The 21,611-nt window shown below is 70.4% G+C and carries 16 protein-coding genes; 12 read left to right on the forward strand and 4 right to left on the reverse strand.

Features of this window, described 5'->3' with window-relative positions; all coding sequences use genetic code 11:
* The first annotated feature begins 135 nt into the window (after nucleotides 1-135).
* The 5 genes from CDN99_RS02695 to CDN99_RS02715 all read left to right on the forward strand — a co-directional run bounded on the left by CDN99_RS02695 (nucleotide 136) and on the right by CDN99_RS02715 (nucleotide 7,849).
* Nucleotides 136-1,497 (forward strand): Nramp family divalent metal transporter, encoded by a 1,362-nt coding sequence (locus CDN99_RS02695; RefSeq protein ID WP_088382549.1) that lies wholly within the window; start codon nucleotides 136-138, stop codon nucleotides 1,495-1,497.
* A gap of 477 nt (nucleotides 1,498-1,974) precedes the next feature.
* The gene (locus tag CDN99_RS02700) at nucleotides 1,975-3,795 is read left to right on the forward strand and encodes a M4 family metallopeptidase (RefSeq protein WP_088382550.1); all 1,821 of its coding nucleotides are present in this window, start codon (nucleotides 1,975-1,977) and stop codon (nucleotides 3,793-3,795) included.
* A gap of 76 nt (nucleotides 3,796-3,871) precedes the next feature.
* Nucleotides 3,872-5,464: a M20/M25/M40 family metallo-hydrolase gene (locus CDN99_RS02705; RefSeq protein ID WP_202820211.1), complete on the forward strand. Its 1,593-nt coding sequence runs from the start codon at nucleotides 3,872-3,874 to the stop codon at nucleotides 5,462-5,464.
* A 227-nt stretch (nucleotides 5,465-5,691) separates the two neighbouring features.
* Nucleotides 5,692-7,251 (forward strand): methyl-accepting chemotaxis protein, encoded by a 1,560-nt coding sequence (locus CDN99_RS29585; protein WP_088382551.1) that lies wholly within the window; start codon nucleotides 5,692-5,694, stop codon nucleotides 7,249-7,251.
* A gap of 133 nt (nucleotides 7,252-7,384) precedes the next feature.
* Complete coding sequence (locus CDN99_RS02715) at nucleotides 7,385-7,849, forward strand: chemotaxis protein CheW (protein WP_238139379.1); 465 nt, start codon at nucleotides 7,385-7,387, stop codon at nucleotides 7,847-7,849.
* A 112-nt stretch (nucleotides 7,850-7,961) separates the two neighbouring features.
* On the opposite strand, the gene CDN99_RS02720 is transcribed toward CDN99_RS02715, so the two are convergent.
* Complete coding sequence (locus CDN99_RS02720) at nucleotides 7,962-9,185, reverse strand: MFS transporter (RefSeq protein ID WP_088382553.1); 1,224 nt, start codon at nucleotides 9,183-9,185, stop codon at nucleotides 7,962-7,964.
* A 136-nt stretch (nucleotides 9,186-9,321) separates the two neighbouring features.
* On the opposite strand from CDN99_RS02720, the gene CDN99_RS29590 reads away from it, so the two are divergent.
* Entirely contained in the window at nucleotides 9,322-10,437 is a 1,116-nt protein-coding gene (locus CDN99_RS29590) for a tetratricopeptide repeat protein (protein WP_202820212.1), read from the forward strand.
* A gap of 17 nt (nucleotides 10,438-10,454) precedes the next feature.
* On the opposite strand, the gene CDN99_RS02730 is transcribed toward CDN99_RS29590, so the two are convergent.
* Entirely contained in the window at nucleotides 10,455-11,303 is an 849-nt protein-coding gene (locus tag CDN99_RS02730) for an IclR family transcriptional regulator (protein ID WP_088382554.1), read from the reverse strand.
* Nucleotides 11,304-11,505: 202 nt separating this feature from the next.
* Here CDN99_RS02730 and CDN99_RS02735 point away from each other — a divergent pair, with 202 nt between their 5' ends.
* From CDN99_RS02735 to fahA, 5 genes are read left to right on the forward strand one after another with little or no spacing between them, the layout of a single operon-like run.
* Nucleotides 11,506-12,480, forward strand: a complete 975-nt coding sequence (locus CDN99_RS02735) for an MBL fold metallo-hydrolase (protein ID WP_088382555.1) — start codon at nucleotides 11,506-11,508, stop codon at nucleotides 12,478-12,480.
* Nucleotides 12,481-12,510: 30 nt separating this feature from the next.
* Complete coding sequence (locus tag CDN99_RS02740) at nucleotides 12,511-14,406, forward strand: FAD-dependent oxidoreductase (protein WP_238139329.1); 1,896 nt, start codon at nucleotides 12,511-12,513, stop codon at nucleotides 14,404-14,406.
* A gap of 13 nt (nucleotides 14,407-14,419) precedes the next feature.
* The gene (locus CDN99_RS02745; RefSeq protein WP_088382557.1) at nucleotides 14,420-14,659 is read left to right on the forward strand and encodes a DUF2783 domain-containing protein; all 240 of its coding nucleotides are present in this window, start codon (nucleotides 14,420-14,422) and stop codon (nucleotides 14,657-14,659) included.
* Nucleotides 14,656-16,041 (forward strand): homogentisate 1,2-dioxygenase, encoded by a 1,386-nt coding sequence (hmgA, locus tag CDN99_RS02750; protein ID WP_088382558.1) that lies wholly within the window; start codon nucleotides 14,656-14,658, stop codon nucleotides 16,039-16,041. Before CDN99_RS02745 ends, hmgA begins: the two co-directional genes overlap by 4 nt.
* A gap of 49 nt (nucleotides 16,042-16,090) precedes the next feature.
* Entirely contained in the window at nucleotides 16,091-17,425 is a 1,335-nt protein-coding gene (gene fahA / locus CDN99_RS02755) for a fumarylacetoacetase (protein WP_088382559.1), read from the forward strand.
* Between the two features lie 291 nt (nucleotides 17,426-17,716).
* On the opposite strand, the gene CDN99_RS02760 is transcribed toward fahA, so the two are convergent.
* Nucleotides 17,717-19,753: a DUF6600 domain-containing protein gene (locus tag CDN99_RS02760; protein ID WP_088382560.1), complete on the reverse strand. Its 2,037-nt coding sequence runs from the start codon at nucleotides 19,751-19,753 to the stop codon at nucleotides 17,717-17,719.
* A gap of 121 nt (nucleotides 19,754-19,874) precedes the next feature.
* Nucleotides 19,875-20,411 (reverse strand): peptide deformylase, encoded by a 537-nt coding sequence (gene def, locus CDN99_RS02765; RefSeq protein WP_088382561.1) that lies wholly within the window; start codon nucleotides 20,409-20,411, stop codon nucleotides 19,875-19,877.
* 168 nt (nucleotides 20,412-20,579) lie between these two features.
* On the opposite strand from def, the gene CDN99_RS02770 reads away from it, so the two are divergent.
* Nucleotides 20,580-21,584, forward strand: a complete 1,005-nt coding sequence (locus tag CDN99_RS02770) for an MBL fold metallo-hydrolase (RefSeq protein ID WP_238139330.1) — start codon at nucleotides 20,580-20,582, stop codon at nucleotides 21,582-21,584.
* The last annotated feature ends 27 nt before the right edge of the window (nucleotides 21,585-21,611 follow it).

A 21,611-nucleotide genomic window follows, 5' to 3' on the forward strand; every position in this document is an offset into this window, starting at 1 on the left:
CCGTCAGGCGTCGTCGGACGGCGGTCCGGCAACCTCCGCGACCTGCCGCCCGCGTCGCTTGCATCACCCGCATCGGTTGCATCGCCCGCATCGGGCATTCCGCTTGCCTCCCCGTCGAAAACGAAGGAGTTCGGCATGGCCGATGACAAGCCGGACCACGCGCCCGAGAACGACGCCGACGACGAGCCGGACCGCGCCTGGCCGGCCGCGGCCGACGGCGTCGCCGACGAGTCCGGCGGCAAGGCCTGGTGGACCCAGCTCGGTCCGGGCCTGATCACCGGCGCCGCCGACGACGATCCGAGCGGCATCGCCACCTACTCCCAGGCCGGCGCGCAGTACGGCTACACCGTCGGCTGGACCATCCTGGTCACCTACCCGCTGATGGTCGGCATCCAGCTCGCCAGCGCGCGCATCGGCCGCATCACGGGCAAGGGGCTGACCGAAACCTTCGCCCGGCTGTGTCCGCGCTGGCTGGTGGTCGGCCTGGTGGCGCTGCTGGTCGTGGCCAACGTCATCAACCTGGGCGCCGATCTCGGCGCGATGGGCGATGCCGTGCACCTGGTCGCGGGTGGCGGCCACCCGGCCGTCTTCGTCGTCGCGATGGCGGTGCTGTCGCTGCTGCTGCAGATCTGGCTGCCGTATGAGCGCTACGTCAAGATCCTCAAGTGGCTGACGCTGTCGCTGCTGGCTTATGTCGGCGTCGGCTTCGCGGCCAAGGCGGACTGGACCGCGGCACTGACAGCGATGGTGTGGCCGGCGGCGCATTGGGATCGCGGCTACGCGACCACCGTCGTCGCCATCCTCGGCACGACCATCAGCCCCTACCTCTTCTTCTGGCAGGCCGACCAGGAGGCCCAGGAGATCAAGCGCATCGCCGCCGACCGCCCGCTGGCCTGCGCGCCCGAGCAAGCCCGGGCGCAGTTCCACCGGCTGCGCGTGGACACCATCGTCGGCATGGGCTTCTCCAACACCATCGCGTTCTTCATGATCGTCGCCACCGCCGCCACGCTGCACGCGCACGGCGTCCACGACATCGAGACCACCGCGCAGGCGGCGCAGGCGCTCAAGCCGATCGCCGGGGACTTCGCCTTCCTCCTCTTCGCCGCCGGCATCGTCGGCACGGGGCTGCTGGCGCTGCCGGTGCTGGCCGGCTCGGCCGCCTACGCGGTCGCGACGCTGATCGGCGTGCGGCGCGGCCTCGATCGGCCGCCGCGCAGCGCCAAGGCGTTCTACGCGATCCTCAGCGGCGCGATGCTGATCGGGTTGGCGCTCAGCCTGTCGGGCTTCAACCCGATCAAGGCGCTGTACTGGTCGGCCGTCGTCAACGCGGTGATCTCGGTGCCGATCATGGTCGCGGTGATGATCGCCGCCTCGCACCCCCGCATCGTCGGCGACCTGCGCCTGCCCGCGTTGTGGCGCTGGCTGGGTTGGCTCGCCACCGCGGCGATGGCCCTGGCCACGATCGCGATGCTGGTGATGCAGGCGATGCCGGCCTGACACCGTCCCGCCGCCGCTTCCGAGCGGCCAGAACAGGCCGGACGAGCGGCCCGTGCCGCCGCGGCCGGGTGGCCGCGTCCGCGCAGCCCCACTTCCTGACGCGAGCCGAGCCCCGGCCGCGTCCTCTCGACCCTCGGGGCGACGCGCCCGCGACGTCCCCGCGCGCCCGCGTGCGATCGGCGTGCCCAGTCGTCGCCATTCGAGGGTTACTCCGGATGTCAGTGCTGACAGTCCGTTCGAGCCGGCTCTCGCCCTACATTCGCGCCAGTCGTCCTCGCCGACGACATTTCACCTGCTTGCCATTCCGGGCAATCGGCGAAGGTCTCCGGACCCCGCCGCCTTGTTCGGTACCGCACACAACATCCACGGTCTGCCGCACCACCGGCAGCGAGTGGGGCGGCCGCCCTGGCTCCACCCGAGCGAGGCGCGGTCATTTCTTCGGGAGTTCATCGAACTATCACGAAAGAAAGAAGCGACATGACACAGGCATTCATCCAACGCCTCCTGCGTGCCAGCCTCCTGGCAGCCGCGGCCACCGCCGCTTGTCAGGCCCTGGCGGCCGACCGCGTCACCCTCGACGACAACACCCCCGTCAACACCCTGCAACGCGCCGCGAGCGCGTCCCAGAACGCGGCCTCCGCGCTGGGGCTGGCCGCCAGCGACCTGCAGGCCGTGCGCAGCCAGACCTACCCGAACGGCAAGGTCGTCACGCGCCATCAGCAATACCACCTCGGCGTGCCCATCTGGGGCGAAGGCGTCGTGGAGCACCGCGACACCACCGCGGGCACCGCGCGCTTCTCCGGCACCATGCTGACCAACATCCAGCAGGACCTGGCCACCGCGCAACCGGGCGTGACCTCGCAGGGCGCGCTGGTCATCGCGCGCAGCGCCGTCAACGCGGTGCTGACCGAGAACGAGCAGGTCAAGCTCTACATCCGGCTCAACGCGCGCAACCAGGCCCAGCTGTTCTACCTGGTGTCCTTCGTGCGCGAGGACACCAAGGCGCCGAGCCGTCCGCACTTCATGATCGACGCCACCACCGGCGCGGTGCTGGAACGCTGGGAGGGCCTGGCCCACCGCGACGCCACCGGCCCCGGCGGCAACACCAAGACGGGCCGCTACGAGTACGGCACCAACTACCCCGCCCTGCAGGTCACCGACACCTGCCAGATGAACAGCGGCAACGTCATCACCGTCAACCTGAACGGCGGCACCAGCGGCAGCACGCCGTTCCAGTTCACCTGCCCGCGCAACGAGTTCAAGCAGATCAACGGCGCCTACTCGCCGCTGAACGACGCGCACTTCTTCGGCAACGTGATCTTCAACATGTACCGCGACTGGTTCAACATCCGGCCGATCACGGGGACGCTCTACATGAAGGTGCACTACGGCACCAACTACGAGAACGCGTTCTGGGACGGCACGGCGATGAGCTTCGGCGACGGCGGCAGCCGCTTCTTCCCGCTGGTGTCGCTGGACGTGTCGGCGCACGAGGTGAGCCACGGCTTCACCGAGCAGAACTCCGGGCTGGTGTACTCGGGGCAGTCGGGCGGCATGAACGAGGCCTTCTCCGACATGGCCGGCGAGGCCGCCGAGTACTACCGCAACGGCGGCAGCAACGACTGGCTGGTCGGCGCGCAGATCTTCAAGGCCACCGGCGCGCTGCGCTACTTCGACGATCCGACGCGCGACGGCAGCTCCATCGGCCACGCCTCCAACTATCGCAGCGGCATGGACGTGCACTACTCCAGCGGCGTCTACAACCGCGCGTTCTACCTGCTGGCGACCAAGGCCGGCTGGAACACGCGCAAGGCGTTCGAGGTGATGGTCGACGCCAACCGCCTGTACTGGACCGCCAGCAGCACCTTCAATCAGGGCGCCTGCGGCGTGGAGAAGGCGGCGGGCGACCGCGGCTACACGGTGGCCGACGTCACCGCGGCCTTCGCGACGGTGGGCGTGAGCTGCAGCGGCACCACCCCGCCGCCGACCGCCACCCCGCTGACCAGCGGCGTGCCCGTGACCGGTATCGCGCTGACGCGTGGCAGCACCAAGCTGTACAGCATCAACGTGCCCGCCGGTCGCAGCAGCGTGACGTTCCGGCTGTCCGGCGGCAGCGGTGACGGCGACATCTACGTCAAGCGCGGCTCCGCGCCGACCACGACGAGCTACGACCGCAAGTCCGACGGCTCGACCAACGCCGAGACCATCACGATCTCGGCGCCGACGGCGGGTACCTACTACCTGCTGCTGAGCGCCTACGCCACGGTGAGCGGCGCCTCGCTGGTCGCCACCTACTGATCCCCGACCGATCGCGCTCCGGCGCGCCGCCCTCGACGGCGGCGCGCCGGCTCCGCCATTCCTGGAGACAACACCCATGCGTCAATTCCTCGCTCTCACCGCCCTGTGCCTGGGCATGGCCGTGCTCACGCCGGCCGCCCACGCGGGCGACAAGGTCTGGATCAGCCTCGGCGACGCCGCGCTGACCGAGCTGCAGAAACACCGCCCCGCCGCGCGCGCCGTGGCCAGCGTGCAGGCCGACGCGGCGCAGGACGCGTCCGCGCTGTCCGTCACCGCCACGCGCGAAGGCATCCACCTCGTGGAGGTCGACGAGGACGCGCTGGCCTCGCTTAGCCACTCCATCCACGAGGCGCTGCGCCGCTGCGGCGGCTACATGTACCACCCGACCAAGGAGGCCGGCCTGGCCTCGCTGCGCCGCCACAGCACGCCGCTCGCCGCGCAGCGGCTGGCCGCCGCGGCGGTGGCCACGCGTCCGAGCTACGTGATCGACCAGCAGGCGGTGGTGACGCCGCTGCTGGCGCAGATGCAGGCCAGCAACATCGGCCAGACCATCGTCGACCTGTCGGGCTACACCAACCGCTACTACACCAGCAGCAGCGGCGTGAACGCCTCCAACTGGCTGCGCCAGCGCTGGGCCACGCTGGCGGGCGCGCGCACCGACATCACGGTGGCGCAGTTCACCCACGCGGGCTGGGCGCAGAAGTCCGTCATCGCCACCATCCAGGGCACCGACAACGGCACCGAGGTGATCGTGATGGGCGCGCACCTGGACTCGATCAACCAGTCCGGCGGCTCCGCCGAGACCATGCGCGCGCCGGGCGCGGACGACGACGCCTCCGGCGTGGCCAGCCTGACCGAGGTGCTGCGCGCGTTCGTCACGGCCAACTACAAGCCGCGCCGCACCATCAAGCTGATGGCCTACGCCGCCGAGGAAGTGGGCCTGCGCGGCTCGCAGGAGATCGCCAGCAGCTTCGCCGCCGCGGGCACCAACGTGGTCGGCGTGCTGCAGCTGGACATGACCAACTACAAGGGTGCGGCCAATGACATCTACATCTTCAGCGACTACACCGACAGCGCGCAGAACCAGTTCCTCACCGCCCTGATCCAGACCTACCTGCCGACACTGCGCGTGGGCACGGACCGCTGCGGGTACGGCTGCTCGGACCACGCCTCGTGGAACGCGCAGGGCTACTTCGCCAGCATGCCCTTCGAGTCCAGCTTCAGCGCCGACAACCCGTACATCCACACGGCCAACGACACCTACGCCAACATGGGCAGCCAGGCCGACCACGCGCTCAAGTTCGCGCGCCTGGCGGCGGCCTACGCGGTGGAACTGGGCAGCGACGGCCCCGGCACGGGACCCGGCCCGGTGGACCGCACGGAGAACTTCAGCGGCAGCCTCACGCGCGGGCAGAGCAAGAGCTTCGGTCCGTTCAAGGTCGCGGCCGGCGGCAGCCTCGCGGCCAGCACCACGGGCACCGGCGACATCGACCTCTACGCCCGCCGCGGCGCCGTGCCCACCACCACCACGTACACCTGCAAGTCGGACGGCGCCACCTCCACCGAAGGCTGCACCGTCGCGATGACGGCCAACGGCGACGTGTACGTGCTGGTGTCCGCCTACTCGGCGGGGAGCTATCAGCTGAAGGTGGTGTACCGCCCGCAATGACACCGTCGAGGGGGTGAACGATCCGGCTCGCCGCGCTCGCGGCGGGCCGGCGCGCCATGACATCCGACCCTGCCCCGGCGGACAAAAGTCGGATGGCGGAGCGCGCGCGCCGATGCCAGGATCCGTGCGTCGCCACAGGCGGCAAGCTCGCGGCGCCCGCGCGATCCACCGTCGGATCGCGCGGGCCCGGTCACCCCTCGGATTCGGATGCGGAAGGATTGCTGGCTATGTTCACGAACATGCGTGTCGCCGTGAAGCTCGCCCTGGGATATGGCGTGGTGCTGCTGCTGATGGTGGGCATCCTGCTGCTGGGCATCACCAACATGATGCGCATGAACGAAGCCTCGGAGCGCATCCTCCATGAGCGTTATCCCAAGACCGTGATCGTGAACGACGCGATCGCCAGGACGCTCGACAACGGTCGATCGACACGCAACCTGCTGCTGGTGGACACGCCGGACGTCGTGGCGCGCAACGTAACCCTCATCCAGGAGAACCGGGCCAGGATCCGCCAGTTGCTGGCCGACCTGGACCCGCAAGTGCACGCGCCCAAGGGCCGCGAGCTGATGACGGCCATCCTCCGCCATCGCGACGCCCTGGAGCCCAAGTATGAGGAACTGATGACGCTGGCCCAGGCCGACCGGGCGCGGGCGATCGAGTTCCAGATGAACAGCTTCGCCACGACGAACACGGCGTTCGCCAAGGCGCTGCGCGACATGGCCGACTACCAGGGCGGGAAGATGGAGGAAGAAGGCGACGCGATCGAGGCGGCGAATCTGTCCGCGCGCAATCAGATGCTGGGCGTGGGCCTCGTGGCGATGCTGGCCGCGCTGGCCCTGGCGGGCGCGACCATCCGCGGCCTGTCGCGGCAGCTCGGCGGCGAGCCCGCCGAGGCGGTGCAGGTGGCCAACGCCATCGCCGAAGGCGACCTCAACGCGCGCTTCCAGGTCCGCAGCGGCGATACCACCAGCGTCATCGCCGCCATGCGACGCATGAACGACAACCTGGCGCAGATCGTGGGCCAGGTGCGCAACAGCAGCGACAGCATCGCCACCGGGTCCGAGCAGATCGCCACCGGCAATGCCGACCTGAGCCAGCGCACCGAGGAACAGGCCAGCAACCTGCAGCAGACGGCGGCGTCGATGGAGCAGCTGTCGAGCACCGTCAAGGTCAACGCCGAGACCACCCTGCAGGCCAACCAGCTGGCGGCGCAGGCCTCCGCCGCGGCCGCCAAGGGCGGCGAGGCCGTGGGCACCGTGGTGGCGACGATGCAGGACATCGCCACGTCATCGCGGCGGATCGCCGACATCATCGGCGTGATCGACGCCATCGCCTTCCAGACCAACATCCTGGCACTGAACGCGGCCGTCGAGGCGGCGCGTGCCGGCGAGCAGGGCCGCGGCTTCGCCGTCGTGGCCGGCGAGGTGCGCAACCTGGCCGGGCGTGCGGCCGAGGCGGCGCGGGAGATCAAGTCGCTGATCGGCGCCAGCGTCGACAAGGTGGAGGTCGGCGCCCGGCAGGTCCACGACGCCGGCGCGTCGATGACGGAGATCGTCGCGCAGGTCGCGCGCGTGACGCAGTTGATCGGCGAGATCTCCCACGCCACGACCGAGCAGGCGTCGGGCATCGGCCAGGTGGGCGATGCCGTGATGCAGCTCGACCAGGTGACGCAGCAGAACGCGGCCCTGGTCGAGGAAAGCGCCGCCGCCGCCGAGAGCCTGAAGCACCAGGCCGCGCGGCTGGCGCAGGCGGTGAGCGTCTTCAAGATCGGGCAGCTCGCGCAGTGATCGCCCCCCTTCATCCGAATCCGAATCCGAATCCGAGGAACCGCCGATGAGCGTCGTCGTGAATGAATACCCCGCGCCGGAACTGGCCGCCGAGTTGATCGAGATCCCCTCGATCACCGCCAGACCGCCGACCATGCCCGAGGAGTTCCTCAGCTTCCGCCTGGGCGCGGAGGAGTACGGCATCGACATCCTGCACGTGCAGGAGATCCGCAGCTACGAGCCCCCCACCCGCATCGCCAACGCACCGCCCTTCATCAAGGGCGTGGTCAACCTGCGCGGCACCATCGTGCCCATCGTCGACCTGCGGCTGAAGCTGGGCTGCGCGTCGGCCGAGTACACGGACTTCACCGTGGTCATCGTGCTCAACGTCCGCTCGCGGATGATCGGCGCGGTGGTGGACGCGGTGTCGGACGTGCTCGCGCTGGGGCCGGAGGACATCAAGCCGGCACCGCGGATGAACGCGTCGGTGGACCCGGGCTACATCCTGGGCGTGGGCTGCGTGACGAGCGGCGATGTCGACCGCATGCTCATCCTGACCGACATCGAGGCGCTGATGAGCAGCGCCGAGATGGGGTTGATGGGCGCCGCCCGCGGTTGACGGCGGCCGGGAAGGTCCTGCGACGGTCCTCAGGCCTTCGGGCGGCCCCGGCGCCAGAGCGAGACCGTCAAGTACGCGAAAGCCGCGAGCGCCGCCGCCGTGAAACCGCCGGCTACGGCCGATGGCCCGTGCGCTTCGGGATCCACCGTCCCAGCATCGCCGCCGCCGCCAGCGCCATCACGCCGGCCGCCGCGATGCCTCCCGCGAGCGACACCCCGGCCACCAGCACCGACAGCAGCGCCGGCCCGCACGAGCCGCCGACGTCCGACAGAAAGCGCCACACGCCCAGGAAGTAGGCGCGACCGTGGCGCGGCGCGTGGTCGGCGCCCAGCGTCATGATCAAGCCCGAGCCGATCCCGTTGCCGAAGCCGACCGCCGTCGCGGCCAGCAACAGCGACACGAAGCCGGTGGTGAACGGCATCCACAACATCGCCGCGCCGATGACGAGCATCGACGGCACGGCGACCCAGCGGCGGCCCTTCAGGTCCATGACCCGTCCGGCCGGATAGAACATCAGCATCTCGATGCCGCCGGCAATGCCGTAGATCAGCGACGCCAACGCCGGCGCGAGCGCCAGATGGTCCGCCCACAGCGGGATCGCGGCCTGGCGGGAGGCGCGCACGGCGCTCACCAGCAGGATGCCCAGGCCGAGGGTAAGGAACACGCGCCGATGGTCCGCCAGGATCGATCCCAGCGAGACCGGCGCCGGCGCGGCCTGCCCGCCGGCCAACGGCGGGCTGACCAGGTCGGGCAGCCGCGCGCCTACCGCCGCCGCGCACAGCACCCCGGCGATGCCGACCGCGAACGCGGCCGAGATCCCGAACGCATGCACCGCCGCCGCCGACAGGAACGGCCCGATGAACATGCCGATGCGCATCACGCCGCCCAGCGTCGACAGCGCGCGGGCGCGGTAGACGACGGGCACGGCCTCCGTCAGATAACTCTGCCGCGCCAGGTTGTAGACCGCCTGCGACATGCCCACCATGAAGCAGCCCGCGGCGAAGGGAAACAGGCCCTGCGTGAAGACGCACAGCGCCATGCCCAGGGCGCTCCACAGGCCCGCGACGACGATGGCCCAGCGCTCGCCCCAGCGCATCGTGATGAACGACGCCGGGATGTTGTTGAGCAGCGAGCCCAGGCCGATCAGCGTGACGATGAAGGCCGCCATCGACACCGAGGCGCCGAGGTCGCGCGCCATCAGCGGCACGATCGGCAGGATGGCGCCCTCCCCCAGCCCGAAGAGCAGCGACGGACCGAAAGCGGGGACGGCGATCCTGCGCAGCGAGAACTCGGCGGCGGTGCTGGGCTCGTCGGAGGTGGGGAGCGTGGACGACATGGGTCTGGGCGGCCGGACAAGGGACGGCGTGGCGGATGGCGGACGACGCGCGGAACAGGGAGTCTCGTTCAAACCGGCCGGTCGGCGCGCCGCGGTGCCCGGCATGTCGGCGCCTATCGCCCGGTAGACTGGTCCGATGACCTCATCCGCATCGCCCGCCGCTCCGCTCCACGACGCCTGGACCCTGCGCATCGACGACGTCTGGCGTCGCGCGCCCGGCCTGGCCGGCGAGCAACTGATCGCCGAGATCGACGCGCTCGCGGCCGAGCGCCCATCCACCGACGCACGCGCCCTCTTCGAGCGTGCCTGCGCCCGCGACACCGCGGGCCGCGAGGCGGAGGCCGAAGGCTTCTACCGGGCGGCGCTCGAAAGCGGCGGCCTGGACCCCTACCGCCGCACGCGCGCGGTGATCCAGCTCGGCAGCACGCTGCGTTGGCTGGACCGCCTCGACGAGAGCGAGGCGATGCTGATCGGCGAGCTCACCCACCACCTGCAGCCCGGCAACGACCGCCCCTTGCACGACGAGGCCCGCGCGATCCTGGCGCTGACCTATGCGGCGCAGGGCCGCGGCAACGAAGCGGCGGGGCTGGCCCTCGCGGCCCTGGCGCCCCGGCTATCGCGCTACAACCGCTCGATGCTGGCCTGCGCGAAGCAACTGACCGGCGAGGTCTGGGACGGCGGCCCGGCGCCCACGACCGCCGCCGCCCCGGTGACCTTGACGGAGGGCGATCTCATCCTCCGTCCCTATCGCCCCGCCGACCTGGCCGAGTTCGTCACGGCCGTGCGCGAGTCCCATGCCTCGATCGGGCGCTGGATGAAGTGGGCGCATGCGGGGTTCTCGGAGGCCGACGGGGCCGCGTGGTTCGACGCTTGCGCGCGCGGATGGGAAGCCCGCACGGCCTTCGAGTTCGGCATCTTCGACCGTGAAAGTGGCGCCTTCGTCGGCGGTGGCGGGCTCAACAGCCTGCATGCGGCGCATCCGTTCTGCAATCTCGGCTACTGGGTGCGCGACTCGCGTCACCGCCAGGGCGCCGCGTCCGCCGCGGTGCGGGCGCTGAGCCGACACGCGTTCGAGGTGCTGAAGATGGCGCGCGTGGAGATCGTCGTCGCGGAAGGCAACGAGCCCAGCCTGGCCGTCGCCCGGCGATGCGGCGCGCAGCACGAGGGGCTGCTGAGGAATCGCATCCTCGGCGTGGACGGCCAGCCGTGGGATGCGCATATGTTTTCGCTGGTGGCGCCGGCGACGCGTTGAACGTGGGGCGGGAGCGCTCACCCCGGAAACCGCCCGCCCATCTCCCGCATCAACCCTGCCGCCGCCACCGTGAGTCCACGCGCGACCGCGCCGTCCCAATCCGCATTGAAGGCCCCCGACGGCCCGATCGCCGTCAGCGCAAGCACCATGGCGGCGTCGCTGTCGAAGACCGGCGCGGCGAAGGCGCTGACGCCCTCGACGATGCCGTCGACCGAGCGATGCAGCGCCCGGCCGCGGATCTCGGCCAGCGTGCGCGAGAACTCCGCCCATGACGGCACCGTCTGCGGTCGGTCATGGCGGCCGACGCGCGCCAGGTCCAGCGGGCCCTTCTGCCGCGCATCGGCGAGCATGGCCTTGATCTCCGCCGCCGGCCGGTAGGCCGCGAACAGCGGACCGGAGGCCGTGTCCGACAGCGACACCACCGTGCCGTGCCGCATCGTCACGTGCACCGCCGCCGGCGACGCCGCCGTGCGGACGATGGTCGCGCCGTTCGAGCCCCAGACCGCGATGGCCACCGTGTGGCCGATCTCCTGCGCCAGGTCCTCCAGCCGCGCCGTCGCCAGCCGGATCGGATCCAGCTGCTGCATGCCGATCAGGCCCATCTCCATCGCCAGCGGACCCAGGCCGTAATAGCCGGTCGCCGGATCCTGGCTCATCAGCCCCAGCTTGCAGAAGCTGACCAGGTAGGGATGCGCCTTGGCCGGGCTCATGTCCGCGGCCTGCGATAGCGTCTTCAGCGCCATCGGCTGGCCCCGCGCCGCAGCGGCCTTCAGCAGACGCCCCCCCACCTCGATGCTCTGGATGCCGCGGCGATCCTCGCGATCGTCCCGGTCTTCTCGGTCGGCGGCAGTGTCTTCGGTGCTCATGCTTGTGTCGGTGGAGGGCCCGGCGCAGTATCCGTCGCATTCCGCGAACCGCCCCCGCAAAGCCCGCACCATCGACGAATGAATTCGATAATGTTGAATGGATTCCACGTCGGCGCTATATTCGCACCGCATTCGCGAGCAACGAACGCGTTCCGTTTTGTCTAACGACCTTCCCACAGGTCCGCAGGAAAGAGCCGCCGCCATGACCCAGACCCGCCCGTCGACCACCAGGACATTCGCCAGCCACGCCGACGTCGAGGAGAAAAAGGTCTCCTTCGTCAAGCTCAGCGACAACGCCTACGCCTACACCGCCGAGGGCGACCCCAACACCGGGATCATCATCGGCGACGACGCGGTGATGGTCATCGACACGCAGGCCACGCCGGTGATGGCGCAGGACGTCATCCGCCACATCCGCGCCGTCACCGACAAGCCCATCAAGTACGTCGTGCTGAGCCACTACCACGCGGTGCGCGTGCTGGGCGCGTCGGGCTACGCGCCCGAGCACATCATCGCCAGCCGCGATACCTACGACCTGATCGTCGAGCGCGGCGAGCAGGACAAGGCCAGCGAGATCGGCCGCTTCCCGCGCCTGTTCCGCAACGTCGAGTCGGTGCCGCCCGGCCTGACCTGGCCCACCCTCACCTTCAGCGGCACGATGAGCCTCTGGCTCGGCCAGCTGGAAGTGCAGCTGATTCAGCTCGGACGCGGTCACACCAAGGGCGACACGGTCGTGTGGTTGCCTCAGCAGAAGATCCTGTTCTCCGGCGACCTGGTGGAGTTCGACGCCACGCCCTATGCCGGCGACGCCTACTTTCGCGACTGGCCGCAGACGCTCGACAACATCGCCGCGCTGGAGCCGGTCGCCCTGGTGCCGGGCCGCGGCGCGGCGCTGACGACGCCCGACCGCGTCGCCCAGGGCCTGGCCGGCACGCGTGCGTTCATCGCCGACCTGCACGCGTCGGTGACGGCGGGTGTCGCCGCCGGCAAGGACCTGACCGCCGTGTACCGCGAGACCCACGCGGCGATGAAGCAGAAGTACGGCCACTGGGTCATCTTCGACCACTGCATGCCCTTCGACGTGACCCGCTGCTACGACGAGGTCACCGCGCACCCCGATCCCCGCATCTGGACCGCCGAGCGCGATCTGGAGATGTGGAAATCGCTGGAAGGCTGAGGCCCCGGCTCGACCGCCATCAGCGCCGCCATGAACACTGGCATGAGCACCGGCATCCACGCCCCGACCGGGACCGCGAGCCAACCCGTGATCGGCGCCGCACGCGCCGCCCGGATCGACTCCGCGGCCGATGCATCGACCGACACCGCTGGCGACACGACGCCGGATGGCGCCATCGACTACCAGCAGGTCGTCTACCCGTATCGACGCAGCGTCGATCAGGATGGCCCCTTTCCGGCGCGCCATCCCGTCGTCGTGGTCGGCGCGGGGCCGGTGGGGCTGACGGCGGCGATCGACCTCGCGCTGCAAGGCGTGCCGGTCGTGCTGCTGAACAACGACGGCCGCCTGTCCGTCGGCTCGCGCGCGCTGTGCTTCGCGAAACGGACGCTGGAGATCTTCGACCGCCTGGGCTGCGGCCAGCGCATCGTCGACAAGGGCGTGTCCTGGGGCGTCGGCCGCGTGTTCTTCCGTGACGAGCAGGTCTATCAATTCGATCTGCTCGCCGAAGCCGGCCACCAGCGTCCGGCCTTCGTGAACCTGCAGCAGTACTACGTCGAGGGCTTCCTGGTCGAGCGCGCGCTCGGGCTGCCACTGATCGATCTGCGCTGGCATCACGGCGTCGTCGGGGTCGAGCAGCGCGAGGACCACGTCGAACTGCGGGTGGAGACGCCCGAGGGCCCTTACACGCTGCATGCGGCCCATGTCGTCGCCTGCGACGGCTCGCGCTCCACGGTGCGCCGCGCCATCGGACAGGAGAGCCACGGCCGCACCTTCAAGGACCGCTTCCTGATCGCCGACGTGCGCATGAACGCGCCCTTCCCCGCCGAGCGCTGGTTCTGGTTCGACCCGCCCTTCCACCCCGGCCAGAGCGTGCTGCTGCATCGCCAGCCGGACGGCGTGTGGCGCATTGATTTCCAGCTCGGCTGGGACGCGGATCCGGAGCTCGAGAAGCGCCCCGAACGCATCCTGCCGCGCGTGCGCACGCTCATGCATCAAGCGTCGATCGCCGCCGGCGGCGACGGCGTCGTGCCCGACATCGAGCTGGTGTGGGCCAGCGTCTACACCTTCTCCTGCATGCGCATGGACAGCTTCCGCCACGGCCGCGTGCTCTTCGCCGGCGACGCGGCGCATGGCGTGTCACCGTTCGGCGCGCGTGGCGCCAACTCGGGCGTGCAGGACGCGGAGAACCTGGCCTGGAAGCTGGCCGCCGTCGTGCAGGGGCGAGCGCCGCAGGCGCTGCTCGACAGCTACGCGCGGGAACGCGAGTTCGCGGCCGACGAGAACCTGCGCCACTCCAGCCGCTCCACCGACTTCATCACGCCCAAGAGCGAGATCAGCCGCGTCTTCCGCGACGCGACGCTGACGCTGGCCAAGGACTTCGCCTTCGCGCGGCGGCTGGTCAACAGCGGACGGCTGTCGGTGCCGGCGGTGCTGACGGCGTCGTCGTTGAATGCCGATGACCAGGGAAACGTCGGAGATGTCCGACCTGGACAAGAGGTCCCGCATGCCGACGGCGCGGCGAGCCCCAGGCACGCCAACGACGCCGCGGCCTTCGACGGCGCGATGCGCCCCGGCGCGCCGGCGGTGGACGCGCCGATTCGCCGCGACGGCCACGAGGGATGGCTGCTGCGGCTCACCCGGCCGGGACGCTTCACCGCGATCGTCTTCGAGGATGACGAGGCCGGGGCCGGGACTGCCGCCGCCGCACTGAGCGCGGTCGCCCAGGGTTTCGAAGGGCTGGAGGATCCGGTCGTGATCACGATCGCCGAGGCCGCCGATGTCGACGGCCTGATCCGCGCCCGTTACGACGGCCGCCCCGGCACCGTGGTGCTGCTGCGCCCCGATCAACACGTCTGCGCGCGCTGGCGCGATCCGACGCCGGCGTCGATCTGCGCGGCGGTGCGGCGCGCGCTGGCGCACGCATGAGGAGGCACGCCGCATGCCGCTGATCACCACACCGAATCTCGAAGCCGGCGACGACTTCTATGCCGCGTTGCTGGAGGCGCATCAAGCGCTGACACCGGCGGCCAGCATGGCCTTCAACGCCCGCCTGATCCTGTTGATGGCCAATCACATCGGGCGGCAGGACGTGCTGGCGGAGGCCCTGGCCGCCGCGGCAATGGCCGACGCCGCACCAGATTCCGCACCAGATTCCGAATCCCCGAGAGGACCCGCATGAACGCTCCAGAAACCATCACCCCGACCGCCGCGTCGACCGCCGCCTTGCCCCCCGGTTCCGACCGGCCCGCGTTGCGTTATCAAAGCGGTTTCGGCAACCAGTTCGAGACCGAGGCCGTGCCCGGTGCGTTGCCCAAGGGTCGCAACAGCCCGCAACGCGCGCCGCTGGATCTCTATCCGGAACTGCTGTCGGGCAGCGCCTTCACCGCGCCGCGCGTGGAGAACCGCCGCACCTGGTTGTATCGCCGGCAACCGTCGGTGGTGACCGGCGCCTTCCACGCCTACGAGCAGCCGTTCTGGACCAGCGGCGCGGCCGGCGGCGTCGCGGCGCCGCCCGATCCGCTGCGCTGGCATCCGTTCCCCATGCCCGGCGAGGCGGCGGCCGGCGCGTCGGCGCAAGGCGTCGACTTCGTCGACAGCATCAAGACCCTCGTCAGCAACGGCGATCCCGACGCGCAGACCGGCATGGCCGCGCTGATCTATGCCTTCAACCGGCCGATGACCGGACGCGCGCTGATGAACGCCGACGGCGAGATGCTGATCGTCCCGCAGCAAGGCGGCCTGCGCCTGGTGACCGAGATGGGCCTGCTCGACGTCGTGCCCGGCGAGATCGCGTTGATCCCGCGCGGCGTCACCTTCCGCGTCGACGCGCACGACGGCGCCGCGCGCGGCTACATCTGCGAGAACTACGGGGCGGCCTTCCGCCTGCCGGAGCTGGGCCCGATCGGCTCCAACGGCCTGGCCAACCCGCGCGACTTCCTAGCGCCGGTGGCCGCGCATGACGCCCACGCCGACGGCCCCTGCGAGGTCATCCGCAAGACCGGCGGCGCGCTGTGGCGCAACCAGCAGTCCGTGACGCCGTTCAACGTCGTTGCCTGGCACGGCAACCTGACGCCGCTGAAGTACGACACGGCGCACTTCATGACGATCGGCTCGATCAGCTTCGACCATCCAGATCCGTCGATCTTCACCGTGCTCACATCGCCCACCGACACGCATGGCACGGCCAACTGCGATTTCGTGATCTTCCCGCCGCGCTGGCTGGTCCAGGAGGACACCTTCCGTCCGCCCTGGTACCACCGCAACGTGATGAGCGAGTTCATGGGCCTCATCCACGGCCAGTACGATGCCAAGCCCGAGGGCTTCCGTCCCGGCGGCGCGAGCCTGCACAACTGCCTGGTCCCGCACGGCCCGGATGCCGATGCCTTCGAGGCCGCGAGCACGCGCGCGCTGACGCCGCAGAAGCTGGACCATACGCTGGCATTCATGTTCGAGAGCCGTTGGCGCTTCCGCCCGTCGGCCTGGGCGCTGCAGGGCGGCTCGCTCGACACGAACTACGCCGCCTGCTGGAGCGGCCTCAAGGACAATTTCAAGGCGACGTGAACGGCACGCCCGCCCTTCCCTTCAACGACCGCGACCGCATCGGATCCCCATGACCGCTTCCCACGACATCGACCACACCCACGACCCCGCGCTGCGCAGTTGGGTGGCTTCCGCCAACACGCCCGACACCGACTTCCCGATCCAGAACCTGCCACTGGGCATGTTCCGCCGCGCCGGCACGACCGGCTCGTTCCGGCCCGCCACGGCGATCGGCGACCAGGTCCTGGACCTGATCGGCGCGGCCGAGCTGGGCGTGCTCTCCGACGCGCTCGGTGCCGTGCTGCGCACCTGCGAGGGCATGGGCCTGAACCCGCTGATGTCCGTCGGTCCCGACTTCCGGCGCCAACTGCGCCATGAGCTGGTCGCCGCGCTGAACGCGGACGCGGGGCCGACCTCGTCCCAGACCCTGGCGCCGGCGCTGACGCCGCTGGCCGACGTCGAATTGACGCTGCCCTGCCGCATCAGCGACTACACCGACTTCTACACCGGCATCCATCACGCCACGACGGTGGGCAAGCTGTTCCGCCCCGACAACCCGCTGCTGCCCAACTACAAGTGGGTGCCGATCGGGTATCACGGCCGTGCGTCGTCGATCGGCGTCAGCGGGCAGACCTTCCGCCGCCCGGTGGGCCAGACCAAGGCCCCCGACGCCGAGACGCCGAGCTTCGGCCCCTGCAAGCGGCTCGACTACGAGCTGGAAGTCGGCGCGCTGGTCGGCACCGGCAACGAAAGCGGCCAGCCGATCGCCATCGGCGACGCGGAGCGCCACCTCTTCGGCCTGGTGCTGCTCAACGACTGGTCCGCGCGGGACATGCAGGCCTGGGAATACCAGCCACTGGGACCCTTCCTGGCGAAGAGCTTCGCCACGACGATCTCGCCCTGGGTGGTGACGATGGAGGCGCTGGCGCCCTTCCGCCGCGCCTTCACGCGGCCGGACGGCGACCCGCGGCCGCTGCCCTACCTCGACAGCCCGGCCAACCGCGAGCAAGGCGCCATCGCGGTGCAACTTGAAGTCCACCTGCAAACCCGGGCGATGCGTGACGCGGGCGAGGCGCCGACGAAGCTCATGTGCTCGGACTTCGCGGAGTCGTACTGGACCGTGGCGCAGATGCTGACGCACCACGCCAGCAACGGCTGCAACATGCAGCCGGGCGACCTCTTCGGATCGGGCACGCAATCGGGACCCACGCCGGAGCAAGGCGGCTCGCTGCTGGAGCTGACCCAAGGCGGCAAGCAGGCCATCACCCTGCCCAACGGCGAGCAACGCACCTTCCTGCAGGACGGTGACAGCGTCGCGCTGGTCGGCCGTTGCGAAGCCCCGGGCCGGCGCTCGATCGGTTTCGGCCCCTGCATCGGCACGGTGGCGCCGGCAGTGACGGGCTGACCCGCAGGTCTTCCCCAGATCAATCCAGCCCCGCCACGCTGGCCCACCCCTCTACCCTCGCCGCCCTGTCCCCCCGAGCTCAAGACCTTCAGCCAGCCAGCGCGTCCCAGTCGGTTTCTGCCTGGTTGAATGACTCGATGAATGGCTCGGTGATGTGAGCGGAGGGAGTCGGGGGGCGGCTGCCGATTTGGCGAGCGTATGAGGAAGCCGTCCCCCGGCTTCCTCCGCTGCGCTCCACCGCGGCGCACGCGGCGCATGCGGCACGAACGTGCCGTCGTGCGCGAAGAAGCCTCAACGCTCCTGCTGCTTGAACCCGTTCTCGCGCGATCCGGGCGGCGGCCCCTTGGGTGGTTCCACGCGTGGGGCTTGAGGGGCTTGGGGCGGTGGGCGGGGAGCTTCGACGCGCGGGGGTTGCGGCATGGGGCGAGGCGCCTCGACGCGCGGCTGTTCAACGCGGGGCTGCTCGACCCTGGGCTGCTCCACGCGGGGCTCGAAGCGGGGTTGTTCCACGCGGGGTTGGGGCTCGAAGCGGGGCCGCTCGACGCGGGGTTGCTCCACGCGCGGCTGCTCGATCCGCGGCTGTTCCACGCGCGGTTGTTCCACACGGGGCTGCTCGTTGCGCAGCGGTTCGACGCGGGGCGGCGGGAGACGCACGGGCTCGTCGCGTCGGACCGGATCGGCGCGCATCCCTTCATTGCCACGATCCCCTCGATCGCCGCGATTGCGATCCCCCTCGCCGCGACCGTCCGGGCCCGGGCGATTGCGCCACGCCTCACGATCGCCTTCACGGCGGTCCTGCGGGCGCTGGGCATCCGGCCCGCGTTGCGGCGTCACCGTGTGATTCGCGGGCACGTTCGGAACGGCATTGCCGTTGTTGCCATTGCCCTGCGGAACGACCGTCGCCGTGTTCGGCTCGGGACGGATGACGCCCCGCGTCGGCCGCGTGCCGCCCTCGTCCGGCCGATCCGGCCGCCCGTCGTGGTTACGGTCGACGAATGGGCGGCCGTCCGGACGACCATCCACCTGACCACCCGGGCGCGGCGGCCACGAGCGTTGCGGCTGCAACGCCGCGGCCGGCAGCGGTGCCGTCACCGGACGCTGCGTGTAGAGCGGCCCATGCTCACGCTCGTTGCGATAGGACGGCGGCGGGCCGCCCGGCCGCACGACCGTCGCGGGATTCGGATCCGGATTGACACGGCGCCAGTAAGCCTGGCTGTAGCGGCCCGGCGGCTGCCAGGCCTCGCGCGGCGCCAGCGGCACCCAGCCGCCATACCGCGGCGGCGGCGGACGGCGTCCACCGACCACGATGCCCACGCTCACGCCCGCGCCGCCGACCCAACCGACCATCGCCGGCGAATACGCGGGGCGGCGCACATACGGTCCCGGCACCCAGCACCAGCGGTCGCGCCAGTAGGCCCAGCGACCGTAATGGAACGGCGCGAAGCCCCAGGGCATGTCGTCCACCCAGGTCCAGCCCCAACGCCCGCTCCAGGCCCATCGCCCGTAGCGATACGGGGCCCAGTCGGCCACGACGACCGCCGGCACCCACACCGCGCCGTAGTCCGGGCTCTGTTCCCAGACACCGTACTGACCGAGATCCTCGGCGCCGGTCATCTCAGGCGACACATAGGCCGCGGCCGTGGGCGGCGGTGACACGGTATCCCGCGCGTCCTCCAGCATCAGGCGCGCGAAACCATCGCGTTCCAGCGGCTGGCGCTCGGTGCGCGGGCCGTTGTCCCACCAGAACTCGGCTTGCTCATTCGTCGCCAGCCAGACCGGCTGCGCGTCCGTCGCGCGCGAATCGAAGCGCAACTTGCCTTGCCACGACTGCGCCTCGCTGCCGCGTCCCAGTTGCGTGACGCGGTACAGGCCCTCCCGCTCGAAACCGAAGCGGCCTTCCAGCGTGCGCAGCGACCACTCGTCGGCGGACTCCTGGTTGCGCAGCCGCAGGCCGACGGCGCCCTTCACGATCTGCACCGAAATGCGGTTGTCCGCGAGCGCGTTGAACTCGATCTCGCTGCGCTGGTCCATCCACAGCGTGGCGGACCCGATGGTGATGGTGGCGCCGCCGCCATCGTCGGCGCGCAGCCGATCGCCCTCGCCCACGGTCTGGTTGCGGCGCACCTCGGTCCATTCGCGCGCATCGGCGTCATAGAGCCAGACAGCGCCGGAGAGCTCGGCGATCCGGCCGGCGCGGGTCGGCGGATCGGCCAGCGCCAGGCCATGGACCATCAACGCCGCCAGCGCGACCAGCGCGGCGATCCACCATCGCAACGACGGCAGCCGCGGCAACGGCCGCGGCAGGGAGTGATTCAGCGCATCAGTCATGGGGAGGACCTTCCAGCGGGATCAGAACTTAACGCCGTCGCGACATCCCGGTGCACGTGTGCTTACAACTTGACGCCGTGTTGCCGGAGCGTCAAGCGCTCGGATCCCGGGCCCGGCCACGTCAATCGTCGGTGTTCGGATCCAGCCCGGGGAACAGGATCTCGGTGAAGCCGAAGCGGCTGAAGTCCTTGATCCGCATGGGATACAGCGTGCCGATCAGATGGTCGCATTCATGCTGGACGACGCGGGCGTGGAAGCCCTCGGCCTCGCGATCGATCGCCTGACCCTGGGCATCGACGCCCTGATAGCGGATCCGGCTGAGCCGCGGCACCACGCCGCGCAGCCCCGGCACCGACAGGCAGCCTTCCCAGCCCTCTTCCGTCGCGTCGGACAGCGGCGTGATGACGGGATTGATCAGCACCGTCATCGGCACCGGCGGCGCGTCCGGATAGCGCTCGTTGCGCTGGAATCCGAACACAACGACCTGCAGGTCGACGCCGATCTGCGGCGCGGCGAGCCCGGCCCCATTGGCGGCCTTCATCGTGTCGAACATGTCTTCGAGCAACGCATTCAGCTCAGGCGTGTCGAGCGCCTGCACCGGTTGCGCGTGGCGCAGCAGGCGGGGGTCGCCCATTTTGAGAATTTCACGAACGGCCATAGCGGGGTCCTTTGCTGCGAAGTCGCGGCGGCTGGGCGCGCGGGTCAAACGCGTGACGCACTGGCGCGGCGTCATCGCGTAACCTGTGGCGCCACATGTCGCGCCGTCCGGGCGCGTCCTGTCGCGCCCTCTGCGGACCATTCTAAGAACCCCAGCACGGAGACACCCTTGGCCCCCTCGACTCCCCTGCCCGCCTCATCGGCACTGCCCGGCTACCTCGAGCCGCTGGACCATGGCGTCTACGCGATCGACACGGCATTCCAGCGCGATCACTTCGACGCCGCCTTCCTGATCGTGGACAGCGGCCGGGCCGCCTTCATCGACACCGGCACCCGCCATGCGCTGCCGCGGCTGCTCGGCGCGCTGGAGGCGCTGGGGCTGCCGCTCGACGCGGTGGACTGGGTCATTCCCACCCACGTCCACCTGGACCATGCCGGCGGTGTCGGCCCGCTGATGGCTGCGCTGCCGGGCGCCATGCTGCTGGTGCATCCACGCGGCCTGCGCCACATGGTCGATCCGTCGGCGCTATGGGCCGGCGCGCTGGCCGTCTACGGCGAGGCCGAGATGCGCCGCTCCTACGGCGAGCTGGTCGGCGTCCCCGAAGCCCGCGCCCAGGCCAGCACCGACGACCAGCGCATCACGCTGGGCTCGCGCACGCTTCGCCTGATCGACACTCCCGGCCACGCGCGTCACCACCACTGCATCTGGGATGAGACCAGCGGCGGCTGGTTCACCGGGGACACCTTCGGCCTGTCGTATCGCGAGTTCGACGACCCGGTGCGAGGCGAATGGATCATGCCCACGAGCACGCCGGTGCAGTTCGAGCCGGATGCCTTGCGCGCCTCGGTACGGCGGATGCTGGAGACGCAGCCGTCGCGCATGTACGTCACGCACTACAGCCGGATCGGACGCGATGCCGCGGATATCGAGCGGCTGGCGGCGCTGCTGCTGGCGCAGGTCGACGAGATGGAAGCGATCGCGCTGCGCCTGAAGGACGCGCCGGACCGGCATGCGGCGCTCAAGCGGGAGCTGCTGGCGCTCTACCAGCGCCGTGCCGTCGAGCACCTCGGCGACCGGCTGCCGCCGACGCGCATCGCCGCGCTGCTGGCGATGGACGTGGAGTTGAATGCGCAGGGGTTGGGGGTGTGGTTGGACAAGAGTCGCCGCCAATGAAAACGGCGGCCGTCGGCCGCCGTCGAA

The sequence above is a fragment of the Roseateles aquatilis genome, from assembly GCF_002205645.1.
Taxonomy (GTDB): Bacteria; Pseudomonadota; Gammaproteobacteria; order Burkholderiales; family Burkholderiaceae_C; genus Roseateles; species Roseateles aquatilis.